Origin of the sequence: Methylacidiphilum kamchatkense Kam1 (assembly GCF_007475525.1) — a bacterium.
Taxonomy (GTDB): Bacteria; Verrucomicrobiota; Verrucomicrobiia; order Methylacidiphilales; family Methylacidiphilaceae; genus Methylacidiphilum; species Methylacidiphilum kamchatkense.
This window is the reverse complement of sequence record NZ_CP037899.1, coordinates 1,075,476-1,097,701: the sequence shown is the minus strand read 5'-3', so window position 1 is coordinate 1,097,701 and position 22,226 is coordinate 1,075,476. Positions and strand designations below refer to the sequence as shown.

Sequence of the window (22,226 nt, the reverse complement as noted above, 5' to 3'; positions counted from 1 at the left end):
ATCAGCTTACTTTTTTAGGAAGAATTGTTTTACAGAGCTCCAAAAAAGTGGTTTCCAAAAGGCTGAGTTTTCTTCCCATTTTATATACGAAGACCCATTTTCTGATAATAGGTCTGGCAATTAAAGAAAGAGAGAGAAGCTTGCCTTTTTTTAGTTCTTCTTTGGCAATCCAACCTGGTAAAATACCAATCCCAAGACCCATTTTGACCATCTCCTTAATGGAGCCGGTTTCAGCTAATTCGATGAAATTTTTTGGATACAAAGATTGTTCGGCAAATGCCTTCTCTACAATATGAAAAGTAGTATCGTTCTTATTTTTTATCAAATAATGAGCAGTTTCTATCTCCTTTTTAGAAATGTCCTTTTTTCGAGTAAGCGGATGAAAAGAGCTAACTAGAAAAAGGACTTCATCCTGGAAAAGTTCTAGCATAGCCAATCCTTCAAAGGGAACTATTGGCTTAATGGTAAGGGCAAAATCCACTTTTTTCTGTTCGACCAATTCAATCGCCAAAGGAGAATTGGCTGGAATGATTGAGAAAAGGCAGTCTGGAAAACTTTCTTGGAATTCCCTGTAAAGCTGTGGAATGAAATATTGACAACTAAGCGAGCTTGTTGAAAAAACAATTTTTTTGGGTCCTTCCCTTTTAAGATTTTCTATATCAATTCTGGCTTTTTCCATTCCTGCCAAAATTTCTTTTGCTAAGACTAAAAATTCTTTCCCAATAGCCGTAAGCGAAGGATTCTTTCCTTCCCTATCAAAAAGTCGACATCCTAATTCTTCTTCTAACGATTGGATTGTTCGACTCACAGCCGGTTGACTCAGATGCAATGATTTTGCGGCCTGTGAAAAGCTTTCGGATTCAGCAGTATTGACAAAAATGTAAAGAGCTCGACTATCGATGGGATAAGCCATACTATTTTTTTATAAATCCTATTCTATTTATACATGTTATTCAATATCCATTTGGATCCCCATTTGGCATTCTAACTGCTTGATAAAAGAGACAAAGTATGGACAAAGGGACACAACCCGAGGAGTTAGGACATTGAGAATAGGATCTAAAATAACCATTGGTTACATTCCTTTGATCGATTGTGCTCCGTTGGTCGTAGCTTTAGAAATGGGATTATTTAAAAAATGGGGTTTTGACGTTCAACTTAGCCCTGAGCCTGGCTGGGCAACGATCCGGGAGAAGATTGTCTATGAAGAGTTGGATTTTGCTCAAGCCGTCTGTGGTCTGCCCATAGTCTTGAACTATGGTTTAAAATCGGTTCCCTGTCGATGTTCAACGGCCTTCGTTTTGAATCTTAATGGCAATGCAATCACTCTTTCCAAAAAATATGGCTCGATCTTAGAAAATGAACCTCTTGAAAACTATGGAAGGATTATAAAGGCTACCAGCACCTTTCCCCTACTTTTTGGGGTAGCCTCCACTTTTTCAAGCCACTATTTTCTCCTTCTCCGATGGCTTCAAAAGATAGGATTAAATCCACAAAGAGATATTCGCTTTGTTCCCTTACCTCCTCCCCAAATGCCTCTTCACCTCAAAGAAGGGTTTATTGATGGCTTTTGTGTTGGAGAACCATGGAATTCTGTTTCACTGTTCGAAAAAACGGGTTTTTGTGTGGCTACAAGTCTTGACCTAGCTCCTAGACATCCCGAAAAAGTGTTGCTTGCAAATGCAAAGTACAAAGAAAGAAAAAGGGAAGAACATATACGGATTGTTGGCTGTCTTATAGAAGCCTGCCAATGGGCAGACAGCCCTCATAACAGGCAGGATTTGGCCGACATGCTGCACTATGGAAGATGGATTGCTCAGCCTCTTGAAGTGCTTCAACACAGCCTTATTGGACCTTTTCGAATGGGAAAAAATATCTTTATTCCAGGACAGGCATTTCATGTCTTTAGTCAAGGCAATGCCAATTGCCCCTCAAAAGAAAAGGAACAGTGGATTGTTAATGAAATGGTAAATTCGGGATTATTAAAGATAGGAGAAAGAAAAAGCCGATCGTTTTTTGATACCGAAATTTATAAGCAAGCCGAAAAAATAGTAGCTCAACAAAAAACAAATACCTTGCCCATTTCTATTTGAATCATTCTAGAAAAAACAGAAAAATGGCTGTCAATAGGAAGCACGCTAATAGCTTGAATCAAGCTAAATTAGCTAAGAATTTTTTTTAAAGATTTTTTCGAAGACCTATTCCATGCTTTAACGCAATCTCATCCCTTTTCATTACGACTGTCCCTTTCCTATAAAACCAATCCATCTTAAGAGCAAACCTTTTCTCTATCCTCTCATTTTCTCTCCATTTAATCAAAAACGACCTTGATCCCATAACCATGCGAAATGAATCCAGTGCTAAAGAATATAATAACTTTATATCATAGATATGAGATGATATATGCGTTTATGTAATAGATTGATTCCAAAGATTTCATGGAATATTTTAACCAAATTGTTAAATAAGGAATATTATTTGCTTTTCTTGTTTCAAACGAAACATGATAGAAAAGCATAATAAAGAAAGAATCTATACAAAATATCCAACGCATTGTCCCTTTTGTAGTTATCAGTGTGCCATATGGGTTGTCCAGGATAGCCATGAGTTTAGGGTAGAACCAAGAGACTTTGCTACAAATAAAGGTGAAATTTGCATTAAAGGATGGCAGGCCACTGCCTTAATTAGGCATCCTAAAAGAGTTCTTAATCCACTCATCCGATACAAAAAAGATAATGCCTTCAGAGAATCTAATTGGGAAGAGGCTATTTCATTTATAGTAGAAAAGCTTTCCCAGATTCGATCCCATTGGGGAAATAGTTCTATATTCGTTTATGGGAGCGGTAGTCTAACCAATGAAAAAGCTTATCTCCTTGGAAAATTCGCCCGTGTTGTCTTGCAAACTTCAGCAATCGATTACAACGGAAGATATTGCATGGCTTCGGCATCTAAAGCTCTTGAAATGGCTTTGGGAATAGATAGAGGGCTACCCTTTCCCATCGACTATATTGCCCATACTGATTTGCTCTTACTGGTTGGAACAAACCCACTGGAAACCATGCCTCCCATTCGGACCCATTTTGACTGCTTGAAAAAAAGGAACAAAAAAATCATAGCTATTGATCCAAGGCCTACCCCAACAGCTACCTATGCGGATGTGCATCTGCAAATAAAACCCGGAACCGATGGAATCCTAGCCAATGGTTTGCTTTATCTGTTGATCCAAAAGAACAAGATCGACCACTTTTTTATTCGTAATTACACTTATGGTTTTGAAAAAATCCTTAACTCTGTTTCTTCTTTTTGGCCTGCCAAAGTCGAAACTCTGACGGGTATTTCTCAAAGAGAGTTATTCAGGGTAGCTGAACTTTTAGGAACCGAAAAGAACATTGTCATTCTTACTGGAAGGGGGTGTGAACAGCAAACTCAAGGGGTCTTTAATGTCCTTTCCTTTATCAACCTTTCTCTAGCTCTTGGAATTGTAGGAAAGGTAAATTCAGGATTTGGTACTTTAACTGGTCAAGGCAATGGGCAAGGAGCCAGAGAATTAGGGCTCAAACCTGATCAACTGCCAGGCGCTCGAAGCAATCTTGATTTATTCGACAGGAAATATATCTCCAGACTCTGGCAAATCGATGAAAAGGACCTACCATCTTCTGACAAAAGTGTAACCGAAATTTTTGAGTCCCTTGAAAAGCCGCATGGTATTAAAGCGATGCTCGTTTTTGGAGCCAATCCTATTGTATCGTCTCCGAATAATTCAAAGCTCAAGCGGCTTTTCCCTCAGTTGGAATTTCTCCTTGTATGTGATCCTTTCCTTTCCGAAACGGCAGCGATGGCTGATGTTGTTTTACCCACAGCAATTTGGGCTGAAGAAACAGGTACAGTTACAAATCTAGAAGGCCGTGTCTTGCTCAGACCAAAAATCTTAGATCCCCCAAAACACGTTAAAACAGACCTTGAAATCATTCACTTACTAGCTGAAAAGTTTGGCTTTGGATTAAGATTTTCTTCAGATCCACAAGCCATCTTTGAAGAACTTCGAAGAGCTACCGCTGGAGCAGCTGCAGATTATTCTGCAATTACCTACCAAAGGCTTTCTAGAGGAGAAGAACTGTATTGGCCATGCCATTCTTTCCTAAGCAAAGGTCAAAAAGATATCTTCCTTCCCAAAAGATTCCCAACAGATAACGGAAAAGCAAAATTTCATCCCGTTCATCCCATCGCTTCTCCTGAAGAACCAAACAGCGAATATCCTTTCTACCTCACAACAGGAAGAACTTTATATCATTACCAAACAGGGGTTCAGACCCGGCTTATTCAAAAACTCCAAGAAAAGGAACCTTCTGTAATCGTTGAGATAAACCCAGCCGTTGCGCGTCATTTTGGAATAAAAGATGGTCAATATGTCTTGGTAGAAACAAAAAGGGGAAAGGATACTTCAAAGCAAAGTTATCTCCTAATCTACGGCTCGACACTCTTTTTATCCCTTTTTATTCCAATGCACAGGCAGAAGCCAATGCGCTGACTTTATCCCTTTTTGATCCTCTTTCCAAAATGCCTTCATTCAAGCTGTGTGCAGCTAAGATTCAATCCCCTACAGGGCAAACCACGCATACTGCAATAAGAAAGGAAAAAAAATAATGAAAAAAGAAAAACTCCTCATCATTGGTGCCGGAATGGCCGCTATAAGATTCCTGGAAGAACTGGTCGAAATCGGAGGGATAGAGCACTATCAGATTACTCTGCTTGGAAAGGAAAGCAGGGTTGGCTACAACCGAATTTTGCTCTCCAGTGTACTTGCTGGGGAAACGGAGCCTCAGGCAATTGAACTTAAAAGCTTACAATGGTTTCAAGAGCATAGAATTGTGGTCAGACCCTGTTGTGAAGCCTTACACATCGATCCTATCAACAAAAGAGTATGGACTGAAAAAGAAAAAATTCCATATGACAAACTTCTCTTGGCCACAGGGAGTGTTCCATCGATCCCTAAACTGCCTGGGATTTTCGATCAATCAGGAAAACTTGCCCAGAGAATATACACATTTAGAGAAATCAACGATTGTAACAATATTCTCAGGCTCCTTTTTGATGCAGAAAAGGCAATCGTCATTGGCGGAGGACTCCTAGGGATAGAAGCAGCCTTTGGTTTAATGAAAAGAGGGCTACAGGTCAGTCTTATTCATCTTATGGGCCATTTGATGGAAAAGCAGCTCGATGAAATGGCGGGAGCTATTTTAAAACAGGAGTTAGAAAAACTTAACATCCAAGTCTCGACAAAAACAAGAACGATCGGCATAGAAAATAAAGGCAATAGCCTGGCCATCTTATTTGAAAACAACAAAGAAGCCCTAGTAGATCTTGTTGTTATTGCTACAGGAATTGAACCAAACTGTCTTTTGGCTAAAAACTCCGGGATCGCTGTAAATAAAGGCATTCTTGTCAATTCTCGTATGGAATCGATTTCTCATCCTGGGATCTTTGCTATAGGCGAATGCATCGAGTTTAATGGCCAAACCTACGGTTTAGTTGCCGCTGCTTGGCAGCAAGCCGCTATCGCCGCACGATCACTCTTAGGCAAAGCCCATACACAAGGCTACAATGGTTCTCTGCCAATTGCTCGATTGAAAGTTGCCGGAATCGATCTTCTTTCTTTTGGTCGCATTGAACCAGAAGGTGGGGAAGAGATTGTGCTCTATGCCGAACCAAACCGAGGAATTTATAGGAAAATCGTGATCAATGAAAAGAAGATTGTTGGAGGAATTTTCCTTGGACCTTCATCTCACGCATTAGACGCACTGCAGTTCTACGAAAAATCCCTCCCCCTAACCTGTGCTCCAAAAGATCTTCTAACCGAAGGAACCATCATAACAAAAGAAGAAACAATAGAAAACAAACCAGAGGATTTTCAAGTATGTAACTGCAATGGAGTAACGAAAAAAGAAATTTTACAAGCTATTCAAAAAGGTCCTTCTACCCTCAAAGAAGTCATGACCATTAGTCGAGCTGGAACTGGATGTGGCAGTTGCAAGGGTCTTGTGCAAAGACTCTTTGAGAGTACAACTCAAAAGTCAATTTCTGATGATCCTTCCATTCATTATTATGTACCTTGCATTCCTTTGAGAAAAAGAGAATTGATCGAAGAGATTAAAAAAAGACAACTAAGAAGTGTTTCAGCTGTCTTTCAACAACTAGCAGGAGGAAAAGAAGAAGCTGCCTCCAAACCGGCTTTAGCCAGCCTTTTAAAAACCATCTGGGGCAAATCATACAAAGAAGAACCAGATGCGAGATTCATCAATGACCGAGTGCATGCAAATATCCAAAAAGATGGGACCTATTCGGTAGTACCCCGAATCTATGGAGGCATCACCACTCCTGAGCAACTACGAAAAATTGCTGATGTCTCCGAAAAATACAGGATCCCCATGATAAAAATTACAGGAGGCCAAAGAATAGACATGCTTGGACTAACAAAAGAGCAACTGCCTTTGGTATGGAAAGAGCTGGGAATGAATTGCGGTCATGCCTATACGAAAGCTTTCAGAACCTGCAAAACCTGTGTAGGAATCGAATTTTGCCGATTTGGTGTAGGCGATTCTACTAAGCTTGGGATAGCAATTGAAAAGAGATTTCAGGGAGTAGAAACTCCAGCAAAGCTTAAACTTGCGGTAAGTGGTTGTTCGAGGAACTGTGCAGAAGCCACGGTCAAAGACATTGGGGCTGTAGCTATTGGAACAGGCTGGGAAATTTATATTGGAGGGGCTGCAGGGGCAAGGGTTCGAGCTGGAGATCTTCTCACAATCGCTAAGGATCATGAGGAAGCACTTTTATGTATCGGCCGCTTCATTCAATACTATCGAGAAAACGCAAAATATGCAGAAAGGAGCTATAGTTTTGTTGAACGACTGGGAATAGAAGCAATAAGATCTGCAATACTTTCAGCTCCTGAAGCCGAAAAAAACAGATTGGACAGAGAAATAGAACAGGCAATAGCAGCCTACGAGGATCCTTGGAAAGCTGCGCAACAGGAAGAATTTCCCTATCAATTTACTTCTGAAACAAGCTGTCCCAATCCCATTTCCTAAAATCCTAAAAGGAGAACGAATAATGAATAGCAATATACTGGATAATGAAAGGGTCTATCAAGTATGTCATATCAACGAACTAGTCAGTGGCATAGGTAGATGCTTTCGAATTGGAAAGATAAAAATTGCCCTCTTTAAAACCCATTCGGGAAAAATATGGGCCGTCGAAGGCAAATGCCCACATCAAGGAGGGCCAATTGCCGAAGCTCTCTGTGACGAAAAGATCTTCATTTGTCCACTTCATGCTTACCCTTTTTCTTTTGAAACGGGCAACTGCACAATCTCTGAAAAGTTTCGAATTAAAGTTTATCCTACCTTTGTAAAAAACCACCAGATTTTTATAAAAATCCCCATGGCTTCAAACACCATTAGCCTAACGTAATGGCTCTCATGAAAACGCCCTTCTTTCCTAATATCTTTATCAATAAACAAAGCCTTTTGACCCTTTGTTCTTCTTTTCTCTATTTCGATATCAGTTTTGCCATTTGGGTGATTCTAGGGGCTGTGGGGACCTTTATAGCAGATGAACTGAAGCTGACACCACTAGAAAAAGGGATTATGGTGGCTCTACCTATTTTATCTGGGAGCGGTTTACGAATTGCCTTGGGAATAGCTGAATCAGGCTTTGGAGGGAAAAAAACGGCTCTTATTGCCATGGGAGTTTCGGTTATCCCCCTCGTCTGGGGTTTTGTATTTGCCCATACTCTTAAAGAAATATATCTCATCGGTATCCTTCTTGGAGTTGCTGGAGCAAGTTTTGCCGTCGCCATTCCAATGGCAAGCAGGTGGTTTTTGCCGCAACACCAAGGACTTGTTTTAGGACTGGCTGGAAGTGGAAATAGCGGCACGCTTCTTAGCACACTTTTCGGTCCTATGATTGCACACAGATACGGGTGGCATTCGGTTTTCGGCTTTTTCTTCCTCCTCTTATTCATTGTTTTCCTTTTCGTGCTTTTCTTTGCTGAAGATGCTCCTCGTCTCCAGAATGAAAGAATGACTGGGGAAAGTATCATTCGAGTGCTCTGCCAGAAAAAGACATGGCTTTTATCCCTTTTGTATAGCCTTTCATTTGGTGGTTTTATAGGTTTTTCAAGCTATCTGGGATTCTTTCTTGTCGATGAGTATGGAGTAGAGAAAGTGGAGGCGGGTGGACTTCAAACCTTGCTTATTGCCTCTGGAAGCCTTTTAAGGCCATTAGGTGGAGCCATAGCCGACAAATTGGGCGGAATAAAGGTATTGTTTCTTTTGTTTAGCTTAGGTAGCTTTTTTGCTTTTCTTCCCTCCTTTTACTTTCCTCTGCTTCTAGAATTAACTCCAATATTTTTTATGATGGGATGTCTTGGCCTAGCTAATGGAGCCATATTTCAATTGGTGGGCACGCAAACTGCCTCCCATATTGGCTTAACGACAGGAGTTGTCGGAGCTGCAGGAGGTATTGGCGGTTTTCTCTTACCCATTTTTCTGGGAAAAATCAAAGAATCTTTTGGTTCATGTTCTTTTGGTTTCAGACTCTTTTCGCTTTGTGTGTTAATTTGCGGAATCATCTCAATCATCTTGCTGTCAGAAGGCAAAAGACCTTTCCCTTCCTATCCTTTTTTGGAAAGTCTGTATAAAAGCAAGAAATTCTCTTTCTTCCCTTTATTATCTTTTGAATCCAAAGAGAAAGGGGAGATCGAAAAAAGAAAAAAATGAGCCAGAGGCAGATTGTATTTTATCTGACTCCCCTTTTTTTAATCACTTGTCTTTATCCTTCTAATGGAGTGGGTTCCACAGCCAATGCTGTGGCAGGAGATGCTTTAGCCGTACCACCAATAAAAGTCAAAGGGCAAGTACCAATAGAACCGAAAGAAAAGACTTCCTTTTTGATTTCCCCTTCGGAAGGTTTCGGACCAATGGACATTTTAGATACTCCTCGCACCGTTTTTACAATTAACAAAACACTCATTCAGGCGCTAGGGATGGGATTGCAGCCTTTTTTAGATCCTCTAAGCATGGCCTTTTATATCCCTTCTGCTTATTCATCGGTAAACTACGGACTAGGGATAGCTCCCTTCTCAAGAGGCTATCCTTCTATTCCCTATATTAATGGCATTGAAATGAACATCCAAAATGGCGCCTTCCAAGGAATCCCGATGAATTGGAACATGATTGAATCGTTCGATTTTATCGAAGGTCCTGCACAAGCAATCTTTGGAGCCACTCAAACAAGCTCTGGAGTGACCAACTATTTAACAAAACAACCCTATTTCGATTCTTTTCGTGGATCAGCTCAATGGACCACTGGGATGTACGAAAAATATATGTGGCTCATAGACATAGGAGGACCAATCTTTCCAAATATTGCTTATAGAATCAGTTATCAAGGTATGGAAAATGGAAATTATTATCAATATGTTCACAACGATCAACAAAACCTATATTTTAATGTAGGAATTCATTCTTCAGAGAACTATCGAGTCGATTTTCTCGGCGATTTCGGCACCTATGACTATACTCCCCTTTTTATGTGGATGAATAGGCCAACGGAAAACTTAATTGAAAATGGTCTCTATTCTTCTGGATCTCTTTCACCCTCCTTAATCAATGTGGGACAACTAAATAACCCTCCCTATTCCTTCTATGCCGGTCCTCTTCTTCCAATCAGCCGTAGGATCCTCCTTCAAAATCCTGAAGGCGGGGCTCAGGCTTTGCTGGGAATGTTACAGTTGATTCAGAGATTTTCAATTAATGACCGATTAAAGATTTTAGACAATACCCTTGTGTGGTATAACCGGGAACAACTCCTGCAGCCACCTGTTTATTATTGTCTTTCGAATAGGGGAGATTATGAAATTGGGCACCGAACGGAGTGTGTTGCCAATATCGAATTTCCAGAAGCTAATTCAGCTTTTTCATTCACTGATCTGATGGATAGTGGCATTGAATGGCATGTCCAAAGAAATCTCGATTATGTAGCCACCTCTTTTTTCGGAGCAAATAGTTGGGATATGGTTTCAAGCTTTCCTACTAGCTGGAATATGCTTTCTTCTTCTTTTTTCCAAAAGAATCTCCTAAATCCCCATGCAAAATTTGGGGGGCTTTGGCCAATTCCTGGAGCCCCAAATGGCTATTTTTTTAATCCTTTAAATAGTTCTGGAGGATCAACAAATAGCTTTTTTTTCTCTATAGCTCCTTTTATACAGCAAACAATAAGCTTAAACCAATCTTGGAGCCTTTCTTTAGGGCTAAGAGATACCAACTACTTTGTACAGGCTCAAACTCCTCCTGGAACTCCTCCAATACTTTTTAAGGATTTCAAAACAACCCAATCCCTTCCCCTCTTTTCAATCAGTCCTAGTTACATTCCATTTGATTGGATGAACATTTATTTTACATACATCATCGAATATACTACTGATGCAGCAGTTCTTGGCGGGTACTCTCCTCTTTTTAATTCCCAATCCTTCCATCAATGCGATCAGCTCTATGAATCTGGCATAAAATTAAACATTCTAAATAAGCGGTTGTTCATTGATGGCACAATTTTTTCTCAAGACCTTTGGATCGATAATGTAGGACTGACTCCTACAAAGACAACAGTGAGTGGTTTTGAACTAGACTTTTCTTATAAACCTTACCAATCATTGCTCTGTCGGCTGGGCTATGCATACCAATATGGGATTGAAGACTGGAAAAATGTCGGTCATGGCCCCTTAGAAACTCAAACTTACTCTACCAGTGAGGCACTACTATTTTCTTTACCTCTAAACAACAATGCTTTTTTCCCTGCTGGCGTTTATCCATTTATTGGCTGGCCTACAAATGTTATAGATGGCATGATCAACTATGTTTCTTCTTCAGGATTAGGATTTACGGTTGGGCTTAGTTGGTTGAGTAGACAATTTCTTGGGTATAACTATGCTGATTCCATTCCCCCTGAATTTATTATTAGAACACGGCTTTTTTACTCCCTACCCCACTGGCAATTTTCCCTTTATCTTTTCAACACGACCGATAATAAATACTGGTTACCTTTTGGGGTAGGAATTCAAGCGGCAAGAATTTTTGATTACGCTAATATTGTTCCAGGAATGCCATTTTGGATTCAGGGAACCTTAAGTTATTTGTTTTAGATTCTTAATTTCAGAAAAAATTTCTTTTTACTTTTTCCGAGGACTACCTTGGTATGAAGCTTCTCAACGAGTTAAAGAACATTAAAGAACATCTTGAAGAAAATAAATTTATTTTATATAGCTTCATTTACAAAAATTGTAAATTAATTTTCTTTTTATGACTCAAGAGCAAATAAAACTAATCCAAAAAAGTTGGCTCTATGTGATAGATAAGGCTGATGAAGCAGGGCTACTTTTTTACAAAAGGCTCTTTGAGGTAGAACCTAATGTACGATCTCTTTTTAGAGAGAATATTGAGAAACAAGGTAGAAAACTAATAGATGTCTTAAATTGGATAGTTTTAAACCTTCAAGATATCGATACGGCTTTGGATGCTGCAAAGGAATTAGCCCGTCGGCATGTGAAGTATGGAGTGGAAGTGGAACATTATCCTTTGATTGGTCACACTCTTATTTGGACGCTTGGAAAAATTATTGGGAAAGAATGGACAAAAGAATTGGAACAAACCTGGATAAAGGCTTATGAAACGCTGGCCCAGGTTATGATTGAGGAACATAAAAAAAGCAAATCTTTCGAATATCTCGTACGGTATCTAGAACAAGAGCTTTCTCAAATAATATCTGATCTTTTTGCAGCGAACCCGGATATTCTTGGTATCGTCATCTCTACAAATAAGGGAGCTACAGTTAGTCGATGCAGTTTCTCAAACTATTCAAACATTATTGCTTCCGTTGTTAGTTCCACTATTGGACATGCCAAAAGGCTATGTGAATTAGCAGGAGCAGGAAATATATTGGAAACAAAGATCACTGGCAGCCAGGTACAACTTTACATTTGCATGGCTGGCCCCCATTCGGCCATTGGGATCCTTTATCCCACTAAGTCTTATGAAGGCATGATTACTCTTTTGCTTCGAAAGGCAGCAGAAAAAATCAAAACCCTTTTGCTTACTTTCCCTTAACAGAGATAATACCTTCAGAGACTTAAGAAATTCATAAATAATAGATTGCATAAATCAATGGAAAGAACGCTTGAGCCTGAACTAATGCTGGATCCTCATCAAGCTTTAGCCTATGCTTCGGCAGACTTTTCCACTGCTCATCAGGCAGTTATCGAGCGATTTGCCGCCATTTTTTCTGCTTTTAATGAAGGTTTAGTTCTCGATATGGGCTGTGGGACAGCTGACATTTCCATTCGCTTTGCCAAAAGATTTCCAAGGGCAAAAATTATCGGTGTTGATGGTTCCCCTTCAATGCTCTCTATTGGGAGAAAAAGAATCGAAGAATATCATCTTTCCCATTCCATTCAACTTTTTGAAGGGGTAATTCCAACCTGGTCCTATCCAGCTCCTTTTGATGTTCTGCTTAGCAATAGCTTATTACATCATTTGCCAAGGCTAACATTAGTATGGCAAGCAATCAAAAAGTATGCTAAAAAAGGAGCTTTTATTTTTTTCGTAGATCTTATTCGGCCTGAATCAATAGAAAAAGCCAGACTGCTGACTGAAAGCTATGTCGGCAATGCTCCCTTTCTTTTAAAAAGAGACTTTTTTAATTCCCTACTTGCCTCTTTTACAATCGAGGAGATAAGTCAAGAAATCCAATCTAAAAATCTCTCCTTTACTGTGGAACAAATCTCAGATTTCCATTTTATGATTCATGGAATCTTTAATGGATAAAAAGTTCCAATCTTTATTCAATAAGCAGCATATCGAATCACTTTCAATTCCACAGGAACAATGCCCGAATGGATCATTTCTAGCTTTTCAGCTGCAGGCTTTGACAAATCAATGATTCTGTTTTTAATGAATGGTCCCCGATCATCAATACAAACAATGACTGTTCGATTATTTTTTAAATTGTGAACTTCAACATATGTTCCAAAAGGCAAGCTCCTGTGAGCAGCTGTAAACTTGTGTTCTTTTACAAGTTTTCTTCCCACATGACCAGGCTCCGCATACCAAGAAGCCAGCCCTCTTAGCCTAACCTCTGTTGGCATATGGGAAATAGCTTTTTTATGAAAAGGAAAAAGAGAAAAAAGGAAAAATAATAAAAACATAATATTTTAAACACATTTATTTAAAACTTATTCTTCTAAAAAAAATAAAAATTAATGTCAACAATTTTTCTTAAAATATTAAATGAATACATATTATTAAAATTAATTAAGTTATGGGTATTCCGTTTAAATTAGTAGATAGAAAAAAGAAAAAATATCTAATTCCCCTTTTTACAAAAAAAATATGTAAAATTATTATGTCTTTGTAATTCAGTAAATTACAAAGATCAGTTAATCTTTTTTCTTTTGGTATGAAGCTTGAAAAATAAAAAAATTTTTCTTTTTAAAATAAGATTTTCTTCTATTTGCTGAGACAGCACAAGAAATAATTTGATGAACCGGAGAATTTTGATATTGTGATGACATGCATCCACTTCCCCATCACTATAAAGTTGTTACCTCTGGAGGTCCCTTTGGAAATCTTATTGCAAGAGGTATAGATGAAGATTTGCCGCCCATTGAAATCAACGCTCCTGTACAATATGGAGGACCTAAGAACACATGGTCACCGGAAACCCTCTTGCCTGCCTCATTATCCAGCTGTTTGATTTTAACATTCGATTCTGTTGCCGAAGCGAATCATTTTCGCTGGCATAAAATTGAATGTCAAGCTGACGGAACTCTCGATCGAAAAGATGGGGTAAGGTATTTTGTCCATTTTTCCCTGAAAACCAAACTTTTTGTCCCTCCAGGCACAGATAAAGAGAAAGCTCGAAGGTTATTGCGTAAAGCAGAAGAAAATTGCTTGATTACTCAATCTTTAAAAGGGGCTGTAGAATTAGAATCAGAAATTATCGAAAGTCAATAATGTTATTTTATTAACATTAGTTAAAAAGAAAAACTTATAAATAATTTAAAAGAAGTCCTTTCTGGGCTACAGAAAAGATGTGTCTCTTTTAATGAGAGCAACCGCATCCTCCCCCACACCCACAACTTGAGGATGGATGAGAAGAGGAAGACACCGAGGATTTTTTGGCGGAGGTAAGTACCCCTAATCCTCCAGAAATTATCCGTTGAATCGGTTCGCCTGTTTCAGGATGATGGGTTAATGGCTTATCTGTAATACTCTGTTCAATTTCGTATCGTTTTATTTCTTCTCCTTCTTTTGTAGGAATAGTCTCATAAACGTACGTGATCATTTTCCCTCCCTCCACAGCACTTTTTCTGTATTTTTTTAACAACAACTATATGCCATTTTTCAAAAGTTGCAACACTTGCTTGGGATCTGGAATAGCATTCATCGTTCCTAAACGGCAACAGGCTAAAGAGCCAGAAATTACAGAAGCTTTCAGAGCTTCTTCTATGGATTTTCCCATTTCCATCCAAGCACTGAATGTTCCCAAAAAAGCATCTCCAGCACCAGAACTATCTACAACCTGAACTTTAGGGCTTGGGAAATGGACAAAGGATCTATTTTTCATAGACAGAAATGCACCTAATTCTCCTGCTGTTACAACCAATGCAGTGATTCCATAACGGAAAAAATGGGCTTTAGCTTCTTCCATAGTTTCCAAAAACGAAGAAATCTTAGTCAATTGACAGTATTCCTTCTCATTAAGCACTAGCAAATCGGTTAAAGATAGAAGAACTTCGAGTCCTTCGAAAGAGGGAGAAAGATTCAAAATAGTTGTCGCTCCTTTTCTTTTCGCATAGGCAAACGACGATTCGACGGACTTCACAGGAATCTCTAACTGAGCTAATACATAATCGGTCTCTTTTAAAGAAACCAATTTTGGGAGGATTTGTCCAGCAAGGAGATCGGCATTAGCTCCGGGAACAACTGTGATCCGGTTGTTGCCAATTTTATCTACTTCTATCCATGCCATGCCAGTAGGATGCTTGTCAGATGCTACAATAAAGGACGTATCCACTCCATATTGCTGGAGTGTCTGAAATACTTGCTGGCCAAAAGGATCACTTCCGACAGAGGCTATAAGCTTCGGCTTGATTTTCCATACAGCTGCTCCCACCGCTTGATTTGCTCCTTTTCCCCCAACAGAAATATGTGATTCTAGAGCTAGGACTGTTTCTCCTTCTTTAGGGAACCTTTCTACTTTGACTGTCACATCGATATTACAACTTCCTATGATCCAGAGCATATAACCCTTTCCTATCTCCCAAAAAAGACGATTTCTATATTGGTACTCTTTTCATCTCATCCCTTTAAAAGAATGGGTATGCCCTCCCCATGGCCACCTCTTTATAAAAAGCTTACTTATTGAAAGGAAGGAAGGTAAGTTGAACTTTTCTTGTCCTAGGACCATCAAATTCACAAAGAAAAATCCCCTGCCATCTCCCCAATCTCAACCGCCCCCCCTAACATTACAATGTACAGAGTTCCCTAAAAGAGCTGTTTTAATATGAGCTGCAGTATTGCCTTCGGTATGGTGGTAGGAAGGATCGTGCCATGGGACGATCCGGTCTAGAACATAAAGAATATCTTTTATGACATTGGGATCTGCATCCTCCTGAATCGTTATCCCAGCTGTTGTATGAGGAATGAAAATGTGCAAAAGACCATCATACCAACCCCGATGTTGAATTTCTTCTTCAATCTTATCTGTTAAACTTATAAATTGTGAGTGTTTCGCACTTCTTATTTCTAATTCACTAAAATAGTTTGATTCTTGAGTTTCCATAAATTTTTGTCTTCCACCGCTTTTCTTGCCTGATTGATGGCATAATTATTGCTTTTTAAAAGTTACGATTGACTTAAATTTCTCTCTTTTACTTTTATGGATTCTTTGCTGAAAATAGAGGCGATCGTCAAACCTTTTAAACTAGGGGAAATAAGAAAAAATTTATTCAAAGAAGAGATCTTTTCTATTACAATTTATAAAGTTAAAGGTTTAGAGGAAGAAGAAAATAGAATCGAAAAATATAGAGGCGACGAATATTTCCCAGTATTAAAAACACTCTATAAATTAGAAATTGTTGTCCACAAAAACAAGCTGCAAACGATCCTTACTGCGCTTGATAATATTATAAATATAGACAAAAACTCAGGTGGCAAAATAACTATTACTCCTATCTCTAGGGTTTATCTGATCGTTGCCACTAGTTCCTTGACCAAGAAACATATTTCACAGCTACCCCAAACCTCTATCCTATTTTAAAATAGAAAGAAATTCCTTGAAAAAGTCTCCTTCAGCTTTTTCGATCATTTCCCATGCTATCGCTTCAACTGAACTAATCAAAACTCTATCCTGCCTCATCTCTTCTATCCCCAACTGATGGTCAATTTGATTTCTTGAACTAATAGCATCTCCTAACACATAAGGGGTCTTATCTCTCATTCTCAGATCGTACACTGTTTGGCGTACGCAGATATGAGTTTCTATTCCGCAGACAAGAATATTTTTTGGAATATCAGCAGGCAAGACGGGGCTTGCCGAAAACGTATTTTTCGAGAGCCTAGGAACTTCTCCAGCTACTTCAAGAATCTCCTTACAAGTCGTACCTAATTTTTCAGGTACCTGCTCGGTGATATAAAGAGGTAGTGAAAATAATTTTGCCAATTTGACAATCTGTACGGCTTTCTGCACAACCCTATCCCGATTCTCCATCACAGATAAAAGTTTATCCTGAAGATCGATCAAGAGAACGGCCGTTTTTTTGTTTCGATCCGCCAGTTCATCCTCTTTTTTTATTTTATTCCCAACCTTTTAACAATCCCTTTTTAAGTCAACTCTTCTTCCAGGGCAACGAGATCCTGGTAGCTTTCTCGTTTTCTAATTAATTTTACTGTCTTACCTGAAACCATCACCTCTGCAGGTTTGAGTCTAGAATTATAATTAGAAGCCATGGAAAAACCATAGGCACCCGTACTGAAGATAGCAAGATACTCTCCGGCCTGCACTTTGGGTAAAAGTCTGTCGATTGCAAAACAATCAGAAGATTCGCAGACCGGACCCACAACATCGACAACTTCCATCCTCGGGTCCAACTGTTCTCTTAGTGGAATAATTTGATGATACGCGTCGTAAAAAGCAGGTCTGACAAGATCATTCATTGCCGCATCAACAATTATAAACTTTTTAGCTCCCCCTTTTTTAACATAAAGAACTTGGCTGACCAATATGCCTGCATTTCCAACAAGAACTCTTCCAGGTTCAACCAAGAGCCTCATGCCAAGCGGTTTGACTAAAGGAAGGATCGATTCAACATATTGAGCCAGCGTCAAAGACTCTTTTCTTTCTTTCCACCAATCTTCTCTACCACTTTCTATGGCTTGTTCATATACTATTCCAATGCCTCCCCCAATATCTAAAAACTCCGCTCCATATTTTTGCCTTGCCTTTTCAACAAGAGGAAGGACTTTTTGTATTGCCTGCAAAAAAGGCTCTACCTGTTGTATTTGCGAACCGATATGGATCTGAATGCCTTTAAGAAAAACCCCATCAAGCTTGGAACATTTGTCAAAAAGTTCCGAAACTTGAGAAAAAGCAATTCCAAATTTATTGACCTCACTGCCCGTAGTAATTTTTGCATGGGTAGCAGCTTGCACGTCAGGGTTAATTCGAAAGGCTACAGGAGCTTGTATGGACAGCTTCTTCGCAATGGCATCAATCGTTAAAAGCTCTTCTTCACTTTCTACAATAAAACTGTAAATACCCACACGCAGAGCTTCTTCAATTTCAGATCGGGTTTTCCCAACGCCAGCAAAGGTGCATTTTTTCGGATCCCCTCCGGCACGAAGAACCCTATAGAGCTCACCTCCACTGACAAGATCAAACCCGCTTCCCTGGTTAGCAAGCAATTTTAGTATCCAAAGATTAGAATTGGCTTTGACAGCATAACAAATTAAATGATCAAGAGGTTCCAATAGCGTTTCAAATCTGGTGTAATGATCAATAATTGTTTGAGCAGAATAGATATAAAGCGGGGTTCCATACTCTTTGACAAGACTTAAAACTGGCACATCTTCCACATACAACTCAGAATCTCTATAATAAAAATGATGCATATTTTTTTTATTAAAACTATAAAAACATCGTTTTTAGGGAAATAAAAATAGGAGTAAAGAATTACCAATTTAAAACAGCACCTGATTGATACTCCGTTACTCGAGTCTCAAAGAAATTTTTCTCTTTCACTAGATCCATTACTTCGCTCATCCACGGAAAGGGATTTTTAGAGCCATATTTTGCTTTAAACCCGATTCTTTCTAGTCTTCTATCCGCAATATATTCGACATAATCTTTAAAGAGCGCACTATTAAGTCCTAAAATTCCCCGTGGTAAACAATCTTTCGCGTAGGCATATTCAAGCAAAACGGCTTGATCGATCATCGCTTCGATCTCTTTCTGAAAATCAACTGTCCATATTTCAGGGTTTTCCTCTTTTATTCCATTGATTAGATCAATACCAAAATTAAGATGAATGGTTTCATCCCTCAAGATATATTGAAATTGTTCCCCAATCCCCGTCATTTTGTTTTGTCTATGAAAAGATAAAATCATGACAAAGCCACTATAAAAAAAGATTCCTTCCATAATGACGTAAAATCCGACAAGATTTTTTACAAATTTTTGGATATTTTCCACACTTTCAGTGTTAAAATCGCTCCGAAGAATATCTTCTGTCAGAGCCATCTCAAATTGGTCTTTATTTGAAATGGAGTTAACCTCATGATACATGTTAAACACTTCTCTTTCATCGAGCCCAAGAGATTCGACAATATAGAGAAAAGCATGGGTATGGACAGCCTCCTCGTAAGCTTGTCTTAGCAGATATTGTCTTGCTTCCGCATTGGTAACGAACTTGAAGATCGCCAGGACAATGTTGTTGCCAACAAGGCTTTCTCCGGTAGCAAAAAATCCTAAATTTCTCATAATGACAAGCCTTTCCTCATCAGAAAGCCTATTGGATTTCCAAAGTTCCACATCCCTTTGCATAGGGACCTCCGAAGGAAGCCAATTGTTCGCACATCCATTTAGATAGTGTTCCCATGCCCACTTGTACTTTAAGGGCATTAGCTGATTAACATCTACAGCCTTACAATTAATCAATCTTTTTTCCTGTACATTGATTCTTTTGGTAAGATCATAAGGTCGACCGCCGCCACCTACACAACAGCTCATAATGTACCTCCCATATCTATTTTTCAAATTGGCTATGCCTGCTTACTGACAGCTTTCGCATTCTGAATCAAGAGCACAAGCGTTTTTTTCTTTGTTTTCTCTTTCTACTTTGATGTTTGAAGAAGGACTCCTACTTTTCATCCATCGTGGCTGAATGCCTCGAACATTTATATCTAGAGTCGACTTTTCAACAGTTGTTGCTGCCCTTGATCTCAGATAATAGGTTGTTTTTAAACCCTTTTTCCAGCACAAGATATACATTTGAGAAATTTTCCAACCGCTCGGTTCATCAATATAAAGGTTTAGAGACTGTCCCATATCGATCCATTTCTGTCTACGGCTAGCGCATTCGATAAGCCACGAAGGATCAATTTCAAAAGCAGTGGCATATAGTTCCTTAAGAGACTCGGGTATTCTTTCGATGTATTTAACCGATCCATCATAATATTTTAAATCATCGACCATTTCCTGATCCCAAAGTTGCAGTTTTTTCAGGTCTTCAACCAAGTAAGGATTGATACTAATAAAATCTCCAGAAAGATTTGATTTGACGTATAGATTTTTGTAACTCGGCTCTATCGACTGAGAAACTCCCGTAATATTGGAGATTGTAGCTGTAGGGGCAATAGCTAAAAGGCAGCTATTTCTTAGTCCATGCTCTTTAATTTTCTTTCTTACAAAATCCCAATCTTTGGTGCTGCTTTTGTCTACTTCTACAAATCCCCCTCTTTCCTGTTCCAACAATTCAATAGTATCGATGGGTAATAATCCCCTGTCCCATTTCGAACCACGAAAAGAAGGATACGCTCCCCGTTCCTTTGCTAGATTGCACGAAGAAAGAATAGCATAATAGGAAATCATCTCCATAAGCCGATCGGAAAGTTCCACAGCCTGAGCACTAGCATAAGGAATTTTTTTCCTATAGAGTAGGTCTTGAAATCCCATAATGCCAAGACCTACCGGTCTGTGTTTTAAATTAGAATTTTTGGCTTCAGGAATTGGATAAAAATTGATATCAATCACATTGTCTAGCATTCGGACAGCGATATTGATTGTGTTCTCGAGCTTTTTTTCGTCTATATTATTCGATTCGTCCAAGTGAGCTAGAAGATTCACTGATCCTAAATTACAAACAGCGACTTCTTCGGCACTAGTGTTCAAAAGAATTTCAGTGCAAAGATTCGAACTATTGATAACCCCAACATGATCTTGAGGAGACCGAATGTTAGAGGGATCTTTAAAGGTAATCCAAGGATGGCCAGTTTCAAAAAGAAGGGTAAGCATTTTTCTCCAAAGGGTCATGGCTGAAACCCTTTTGAATAATTTGATTTCTCCTTTATCTGCCATCTGTTCGTATTCGAGGTATCTTTTCTCGAAAGCCTTTCCATAGAGATGATGCAGATCGGGCACATCACTTGGACTGAAAAGCGTCCAGCTGCCGTTTTCTAGGACCCTTTTCATAAAAAGATCTGGGATCCAATTTGCGGTGTTCATATCATGGGTGCGCCGTCTCTCATCTCCTGTATTTTTTCGAAGCTCTAAAAAATCTTCTATATCTAAATGCCAGGTTTCCAAATAAGCGCACAAGGCCCCTTTTCTTTTACCGCCTTGGTTTACAGCAACAGCCGTATCATTAGCCACTTTTAAGAAAGGGATTACCCCTTGACTTTTCCCATTTGTGCCACGAATCAATGAACCAGTCGCCCTCACATTGGTCCAATCATTGCCTAATCCTCCAGCCCACTTAGAAAGCTTCGCGTTATCAGAAATAACCTTGAAGATACTTTCTAGATCATCCTCTACAGTCAATAAATAACAAGAACTTAGCTGCGGATGCACGGTTCCAGAATTAAAAAGGGTGGGAGTAGAGGACATGAAAAGAAAGCTTGAGAGAGTATCATAAAAAGTAATTGCCCAAGACTCTTTATCCGACTTTTCGTTCAAAGCCAAGCCCATTGCTACCCGCATCCAGAAATATTGAGGTGTTTCAAATCTCCTTTCTTCATGATGGAGCAAATATCTGTCGTAAAGGGTCTGTAGGCCTAAATAGGTAAATTGTCTATCTCTTTCCAACTTGAGAGCTTGAGCCAGTCTTTCAAGATCAAATTCAAGCAACTGTGGAGATAATCGACCAATCTTTACTCCATATTCCACATAATTAGGAAAATAAGCCTTATGGTAGGCTGCTGTCTCATGGATACTAGGAACGATTAAAAGAGCTTCCTGATAGATTTTACTCAACATCAGTCGCGCAGCCACATAAGTATATGCAGGTTCTTTTTCTACCCATGTCCTGGCCGTAAGAATCATAGCTTGCAGGATTTCTTCTTCTTTTATGTTGTCGTAAAGGCCTCGAACCGTCTCTTCAGCAAGATCCCTCCACGAACAGCGATCTTCAAGACCTCTACAAGCCTCCATAAGCATCCGATGTATCCACGCCAAATCCAATGGAACAGTATTTCCATGCCTATCAATCATGTGGATCGACGCGCCTTCTCTATTCTGTATAGTTCTAGCCTTGCCTCGCTCTGCCCTATAGAGGATATAACGCTTGGCTACGGTATGGTGTCCCAGCTCCATAAGCGTCAGTTCAACAAGGTCCTGTATCCGTTCTACTTCAAGCCTTTCTCCTCGATTGGCTAGTGCTGCTGATTTTATCGCCACTCGGTTGGTAATCTCTTCGATAGCTAAAAGATCTTCTCTGGAAAGAGTATCCCCTGTGCTTTTCTTTCTTTCCGCCCGAAACGCTTTTTCAACAGCAGCATAGATTCGACCAATATCAAAAGGGACCACTCGACCATCTCTTTTGACTATTGACAAATTAGAAAGACCGTAATCAAAACCAGAAAAAAAAAGCTGTTGGTGATCCATCATCGTCCTCCTAATAT

The 22,226-nt window shown here is 39.3% G+C and carries 17 protein-coding genes and 2 pseudogenes; 10 read left to right on the top strand and 9 right to left on the bottom strand.

Annotated features, from left to right (window positions below):
• Position 1: 1 nt before the first annotated feature.
• Positions 2 to 913, bottom strand: coding sequence for a LysR family transcriptional regulator (locus tag kam1_RS05150; protein ID WP_039721611.1), 912 nt, complete (start codon positions 911 to 913; stop codon positions 2 to 4).
• Between the two features lie 133 nt (positions 914 to 1,046).
• Between kam1_RS05150 and kam1_RS05145 the strand changes: the two genes are divergently transcribed.
• The 8 genes and pseudogenes from kam1_RS05145 (at position 1,047) to kam1_RS05110 (ending at position 12,875) form a co-directional block, all read left to right on the top strand.
• Complete coding sequence (locus kam1_RS05145; protein WP_039721612.1) at positions 1,047 to 2,093, top strand: CmpA/NrtA family ABC transporter substrate-binding protein; 1,047 nt, start codon at positions 1,047 to 1,049, stop codon at positions 2,091 to 2,093.
• A 410-nt stretch (positions 2,094 to 2,503) separates the two neighbouring features.
• A pseudogene (locus kam1_RS05140) lies at positions 2,504 to 4,644 on the top strand (molybdopterin oxidoreductase family protein).
• On the top strand, positions 4,644 to 7,085 hold the full coding sequence (gene nirB, locus kam1_RS05135) for a nitrite reductase large subunit NirB (protein WP_039721614.1): 2,442 nt from the start codon (positions 4,644 to 4,646) through the stop codon (positions 7,083 to 7,085). Before kam1_RS05140 ends, nirB begins: the two are co-directional and overlap by 1 nt.
• A gap of 22 nt (positions 7,086 to 7,107) precedes the next feature.
• A complete protein-coding gene (locus tag kam1_RS05130; protein WP_039721615.1) occupies positions 7,108 to 7,467 on the top strand; it encodes a Rieske (2Fe-2S) protein in 360 nt (119 codons plus the stop codon).
• An 8-nt stretch (positions 7,468 to 7,475) separates the two neighbouring features.
• Positions 7,476 to 8,777 (top strand): MFS transporter, encoded by a 1,302-nt coding sequence (locus kam1_RS05125; protein ID WP_052250501.1) that lies wholly within the window; start codon positions 7,476 to 7,478, stop codon positions 8,775 to 8,777.
• Positions 8,774 to 11,197 carry a TonB-dependent receptor gene (locus kam1_RS05120; RefSeq protein WP_039721616.1) on the top strand — a complete coding sequence of 808 codons (2,424 nt, stop codon included), beginning with the start codon at positions 8,774 to 8,776 and terminating at the stop codon, positions 11,195 to 11,197. The genes kam1_RS05125 and kam1_RS05120 overlap by 4 nt, the downstream gene beginning before the upstream one ends.
• 202 nt (positions 11,198 to 11,399) lie before the next feature.
• Complete coding sequence (locus tag kam1_RS05115; RefSeq protein WP_244946181.1) at positions 11,400 to 12,158, top strand: globin domain-containing protein; 759 nt, start codon at positions 11,400 to 11,402, stop codon at positions 12,156 to 12,158.
• Positions 12,159 to 12,215: 57 nt separating this feature from the next.
• Complete coding sequence (locus tag kam1_RS05110; protein ID WP_143958292.1) at positions 12,216 to 12,875, top strand: class I SAM-dependent methyltransferase; 660 nt, start codon at positions 12,216 to 12,218, stop codon at positions 12,873 to 12,875.
• A 17-nt stretch (positions 12,876 to 12,892) separates the two neighbouring features.
• Here the strand turns inward: kam1_RS05110 and kam1_RS05105 are convergent, their stop codons facing one another.
• Positions 12,893 to 13,195, bottom strand: coding sequence for a septal ring lytic transglycosylase RlpA family protein (locus kam1_RS05105; RefSeq protein ID WP_235277330.1), 303 nt, complete (start codon positions 13,193 to 13,195; stop codon positions 12,893 to 12,895).
• 424 nt (positions 13,196 to 13,619) lie between these two features.
• Here kam1_RS05105 and kam1_RS05100 point away from each other — a divergent pair, with 424 nt between their 5' ends.
• On the top strand, positions 13,620 to 14,063 hold the full coding sequence (locus tag kam1_RS05100; protein ID WP_039721619.1) for an OsmC family protein: 444 nt from the start codon (positions 13,620 to 13,622) through the stop codon (positions 14,061 to 14,063).
• A gap of 88 nt (positions 14,064 to 14,151) precedes the next feature.
• Here the strand turns inward: kam1_RS05100 and kam1_RS05095 are convergent, their stop codons facing one another.
• The 3 genes and pseudogenes from kam1_RS05095 to kam1_RS05085 all read right to left on the bottom strand — a co-directional run bounded on the left by kam1_RS05095 (position 14,152) and on the right by kam1_RS05085 (position 15,894).
• Positions 14,152 to 14,394, bottom strand: a complete 243-nt coding sequence (locus kam1_RS05095; RefSeq protein WP_039721736.1) for a hypothetical protein — start codon at positions 14,392 to 14,394, stop codon at positions 14,152 to 14,154.
• 45 nt (positions 14,395 to 14,439) lie between these two features.
• The gene (locus kam1_RS05090) at positions 14,440 to 15,354 is read right to left on the bottom strand and encodes a ribokinase (RefSeq protein ID WP_039721620.1); all 915 of its coding nucleotides are present in this window, start codon (positions 15,352 to 15,354) and stop codon (positions 14,440 to 14,442) included.
• 112 nt (positions 15,355 to 15,466) lie between these two features.
• Positions 15,467 to 15,894, bottom strand: a pseudogene (locus kam1_RS05085) (secondary thiamine-phosphate synthase enzyme YjbQ).
• A 96-nt stretch (positions 15,895 to 15,990) separates the two neighbouring features.
• Here kam1_RS05085 and kam1_RS05080 point away from each other — a divergent pair.
• A complete protein-coding gene (locus kam1_RS05080) occupies positions 15,991 to 16,371 on the top strand; it encodes a P-II family nitrogen regulator (RefSeq protein ID WP_039721622.1) in 381 nt (126 codons plus the stop codon).
• Here kam1_RS05080 and kam1_RS05075 read toward each other — a convergent pair.
• From kam1_RS05075 to kam1_RS05060, 4 genes are all read right to left on the bottom strand, one after another.
• Complete coding sequence (locus tag kam1_RS05075; RefSeq protein WP_244946180.1) at positions 16,363 to 16,854, bottom strand: isochorismatase family protein; 492 nt, start codon at positions 16,852 to 16,854, stop codon at positions 16,363 to 16,365. The genes kam1_RS05080 and kam1_RS05075 overlap by 9 nt on opposite strands.
• A gap of 80 nt (positions 16,855 to 16,934) precedes the next feature.
• A complete protein-coding gene (lysA, locus tag kam1_RS05070; RefSeq protein WP_039721624.1) occupies positions 16,935 to 18,221 on the bottom strand; it encodes a diaminopimelate decarboxylase in 1,287 nt (428 codons plus the stop codon).
• A 61-nt stretch (positions 18,222 to 18,282) separates the two neighbouring features.
• Positions 18,283 to 19,338, bottom strand: a complete 1,056-nt coding sequence (locus kam1_RS05065) for a ribonucleotide-diphosphate reductase subunit beta (RefSeq protein WP_052250492.1) — start codon at positions 19,336 to 19,338, stop codon at positions 18,283 to 18,285.
• Positions 19,339 to 19,380: 42 nt separating this feature from the next.
• Complete coding sequence (locus kam1_RS05060) at positions 19,381 to 22,209, bottom strand: ribonucleoside-diphosphate reductase subunit alpha (RefSeq protein ID WP_143958291.1); 2,829 nt, start codon at positions 22,207 to 22,209, stop codon at positions 19,381 to 19,383.
• Positions 22,210 to 22,226: the final 17 nt, after the last annotated feature.

What these genes read in the sequence shown, in the direction of transcription:
- kam1_RS05150 (WP_039721611.1), bottom strand. Translation starts at nt 913, where the DNA reads ATGGCTTATCCCATCGATAGTCGAGCTCTTTACATTTTTGTCAATACT.
- nirB (WP_039721614.1), top strand. Translation starts at nt 4,644, where the DNA reads ATGAAAAAAGAAAAACTCCTCATCATTGGTGCCGGAATGGCCGCTATA.
- kam1_RS05130 (WP_039721615.1), top strand. Translation starts at nt 7,108, where the DNA reads ATGAATAGCAATATACTGGATAATGAAAGGGTCTATCAAGTATGTCAT.
- kam1_RS05125 (WP_052250501.1), top strand. Translation starts at nt 7,476, where the DNA reads ATGAAAACGCCCTTCTTTCCTAATATCTTTATCAATAAACAAAGCCTT.
- kam1_RS05120 (WP_039721616.1), top strand. Translation starts at nt 8,774, where the DNA reads ATGAGCCAGAGGCAGATTGTATTTTATCTGACTCCCCTTTTTTTAATC.
- kam1_RS05110 (WP_143958292.1), top strand. Translation starts at nt 12,216, where the DNA reads ATGGAAAGAACGCTTGAGCCTGAACTAATGCTGGATCCTCATCAAGCT.
- kam1_RS05105 (WP_235277330.1), bottom strand. Translation starts at nt 13,195, where the DNA reads ATGCCAACAGAGGTTAGGCTAAGAGGGCTGGCTTCTTGGTATGCGGAG.
- kam1_RS05100 (WP_039721619.1), top strand. Translation starts at nt 13,620, where the DNA reads ATGCATCCACTTCCCCATCACTATAAAGTTGTTACCTCTGGAGGTCCC.
- kam1_RS05095 (WP_039721736.1), bottom strand. Translation starts at nt 14,394, where the DNA reads ATGATCACGTACGTTTATGAGACTATTCCTACAAAAGAAGGAGAAGAA.
- kam1_RS05090 (WP_039721620.1), bottom strand. Translation starts at nt 15,354, where the DNA reads ATGCTCTGGATCATAGGAAGTTGTAATATCGATGTGACAGTCAAAGTA.
- kam1_RS05080 (WP_039721622.1), top strand. Translation starts at nt 15,991, where the DNA reads ATGGATTCTTTGCTGAAAATAGAGGCGATCGTCAAACCTTTTAAACTA.
- lysA (WP_039721624.1), bottom strand. Translation starts at nt 18,221, where the DNA reads ATGCATCATTTTTATTATAGAGATTCTGAGTTGTATGTGGAAGATGTG.
- kam1_RS05065 (WP_052250492.1), bottom strand. Translation starts at nt 19,338, where the DNA reads ATGAGCTGTTGTGTAGGTGGCGGCGGTCGACCTTATGATCTTACCAAA.
- kam1_RS05060 (WP_143958291.1), bottom strand. Translation starts at nt 22,209, where the DNA reads ATGGATCACCAACAGCTTTTTTTTTCTGGTTTTGATTACGGTCTTTCT.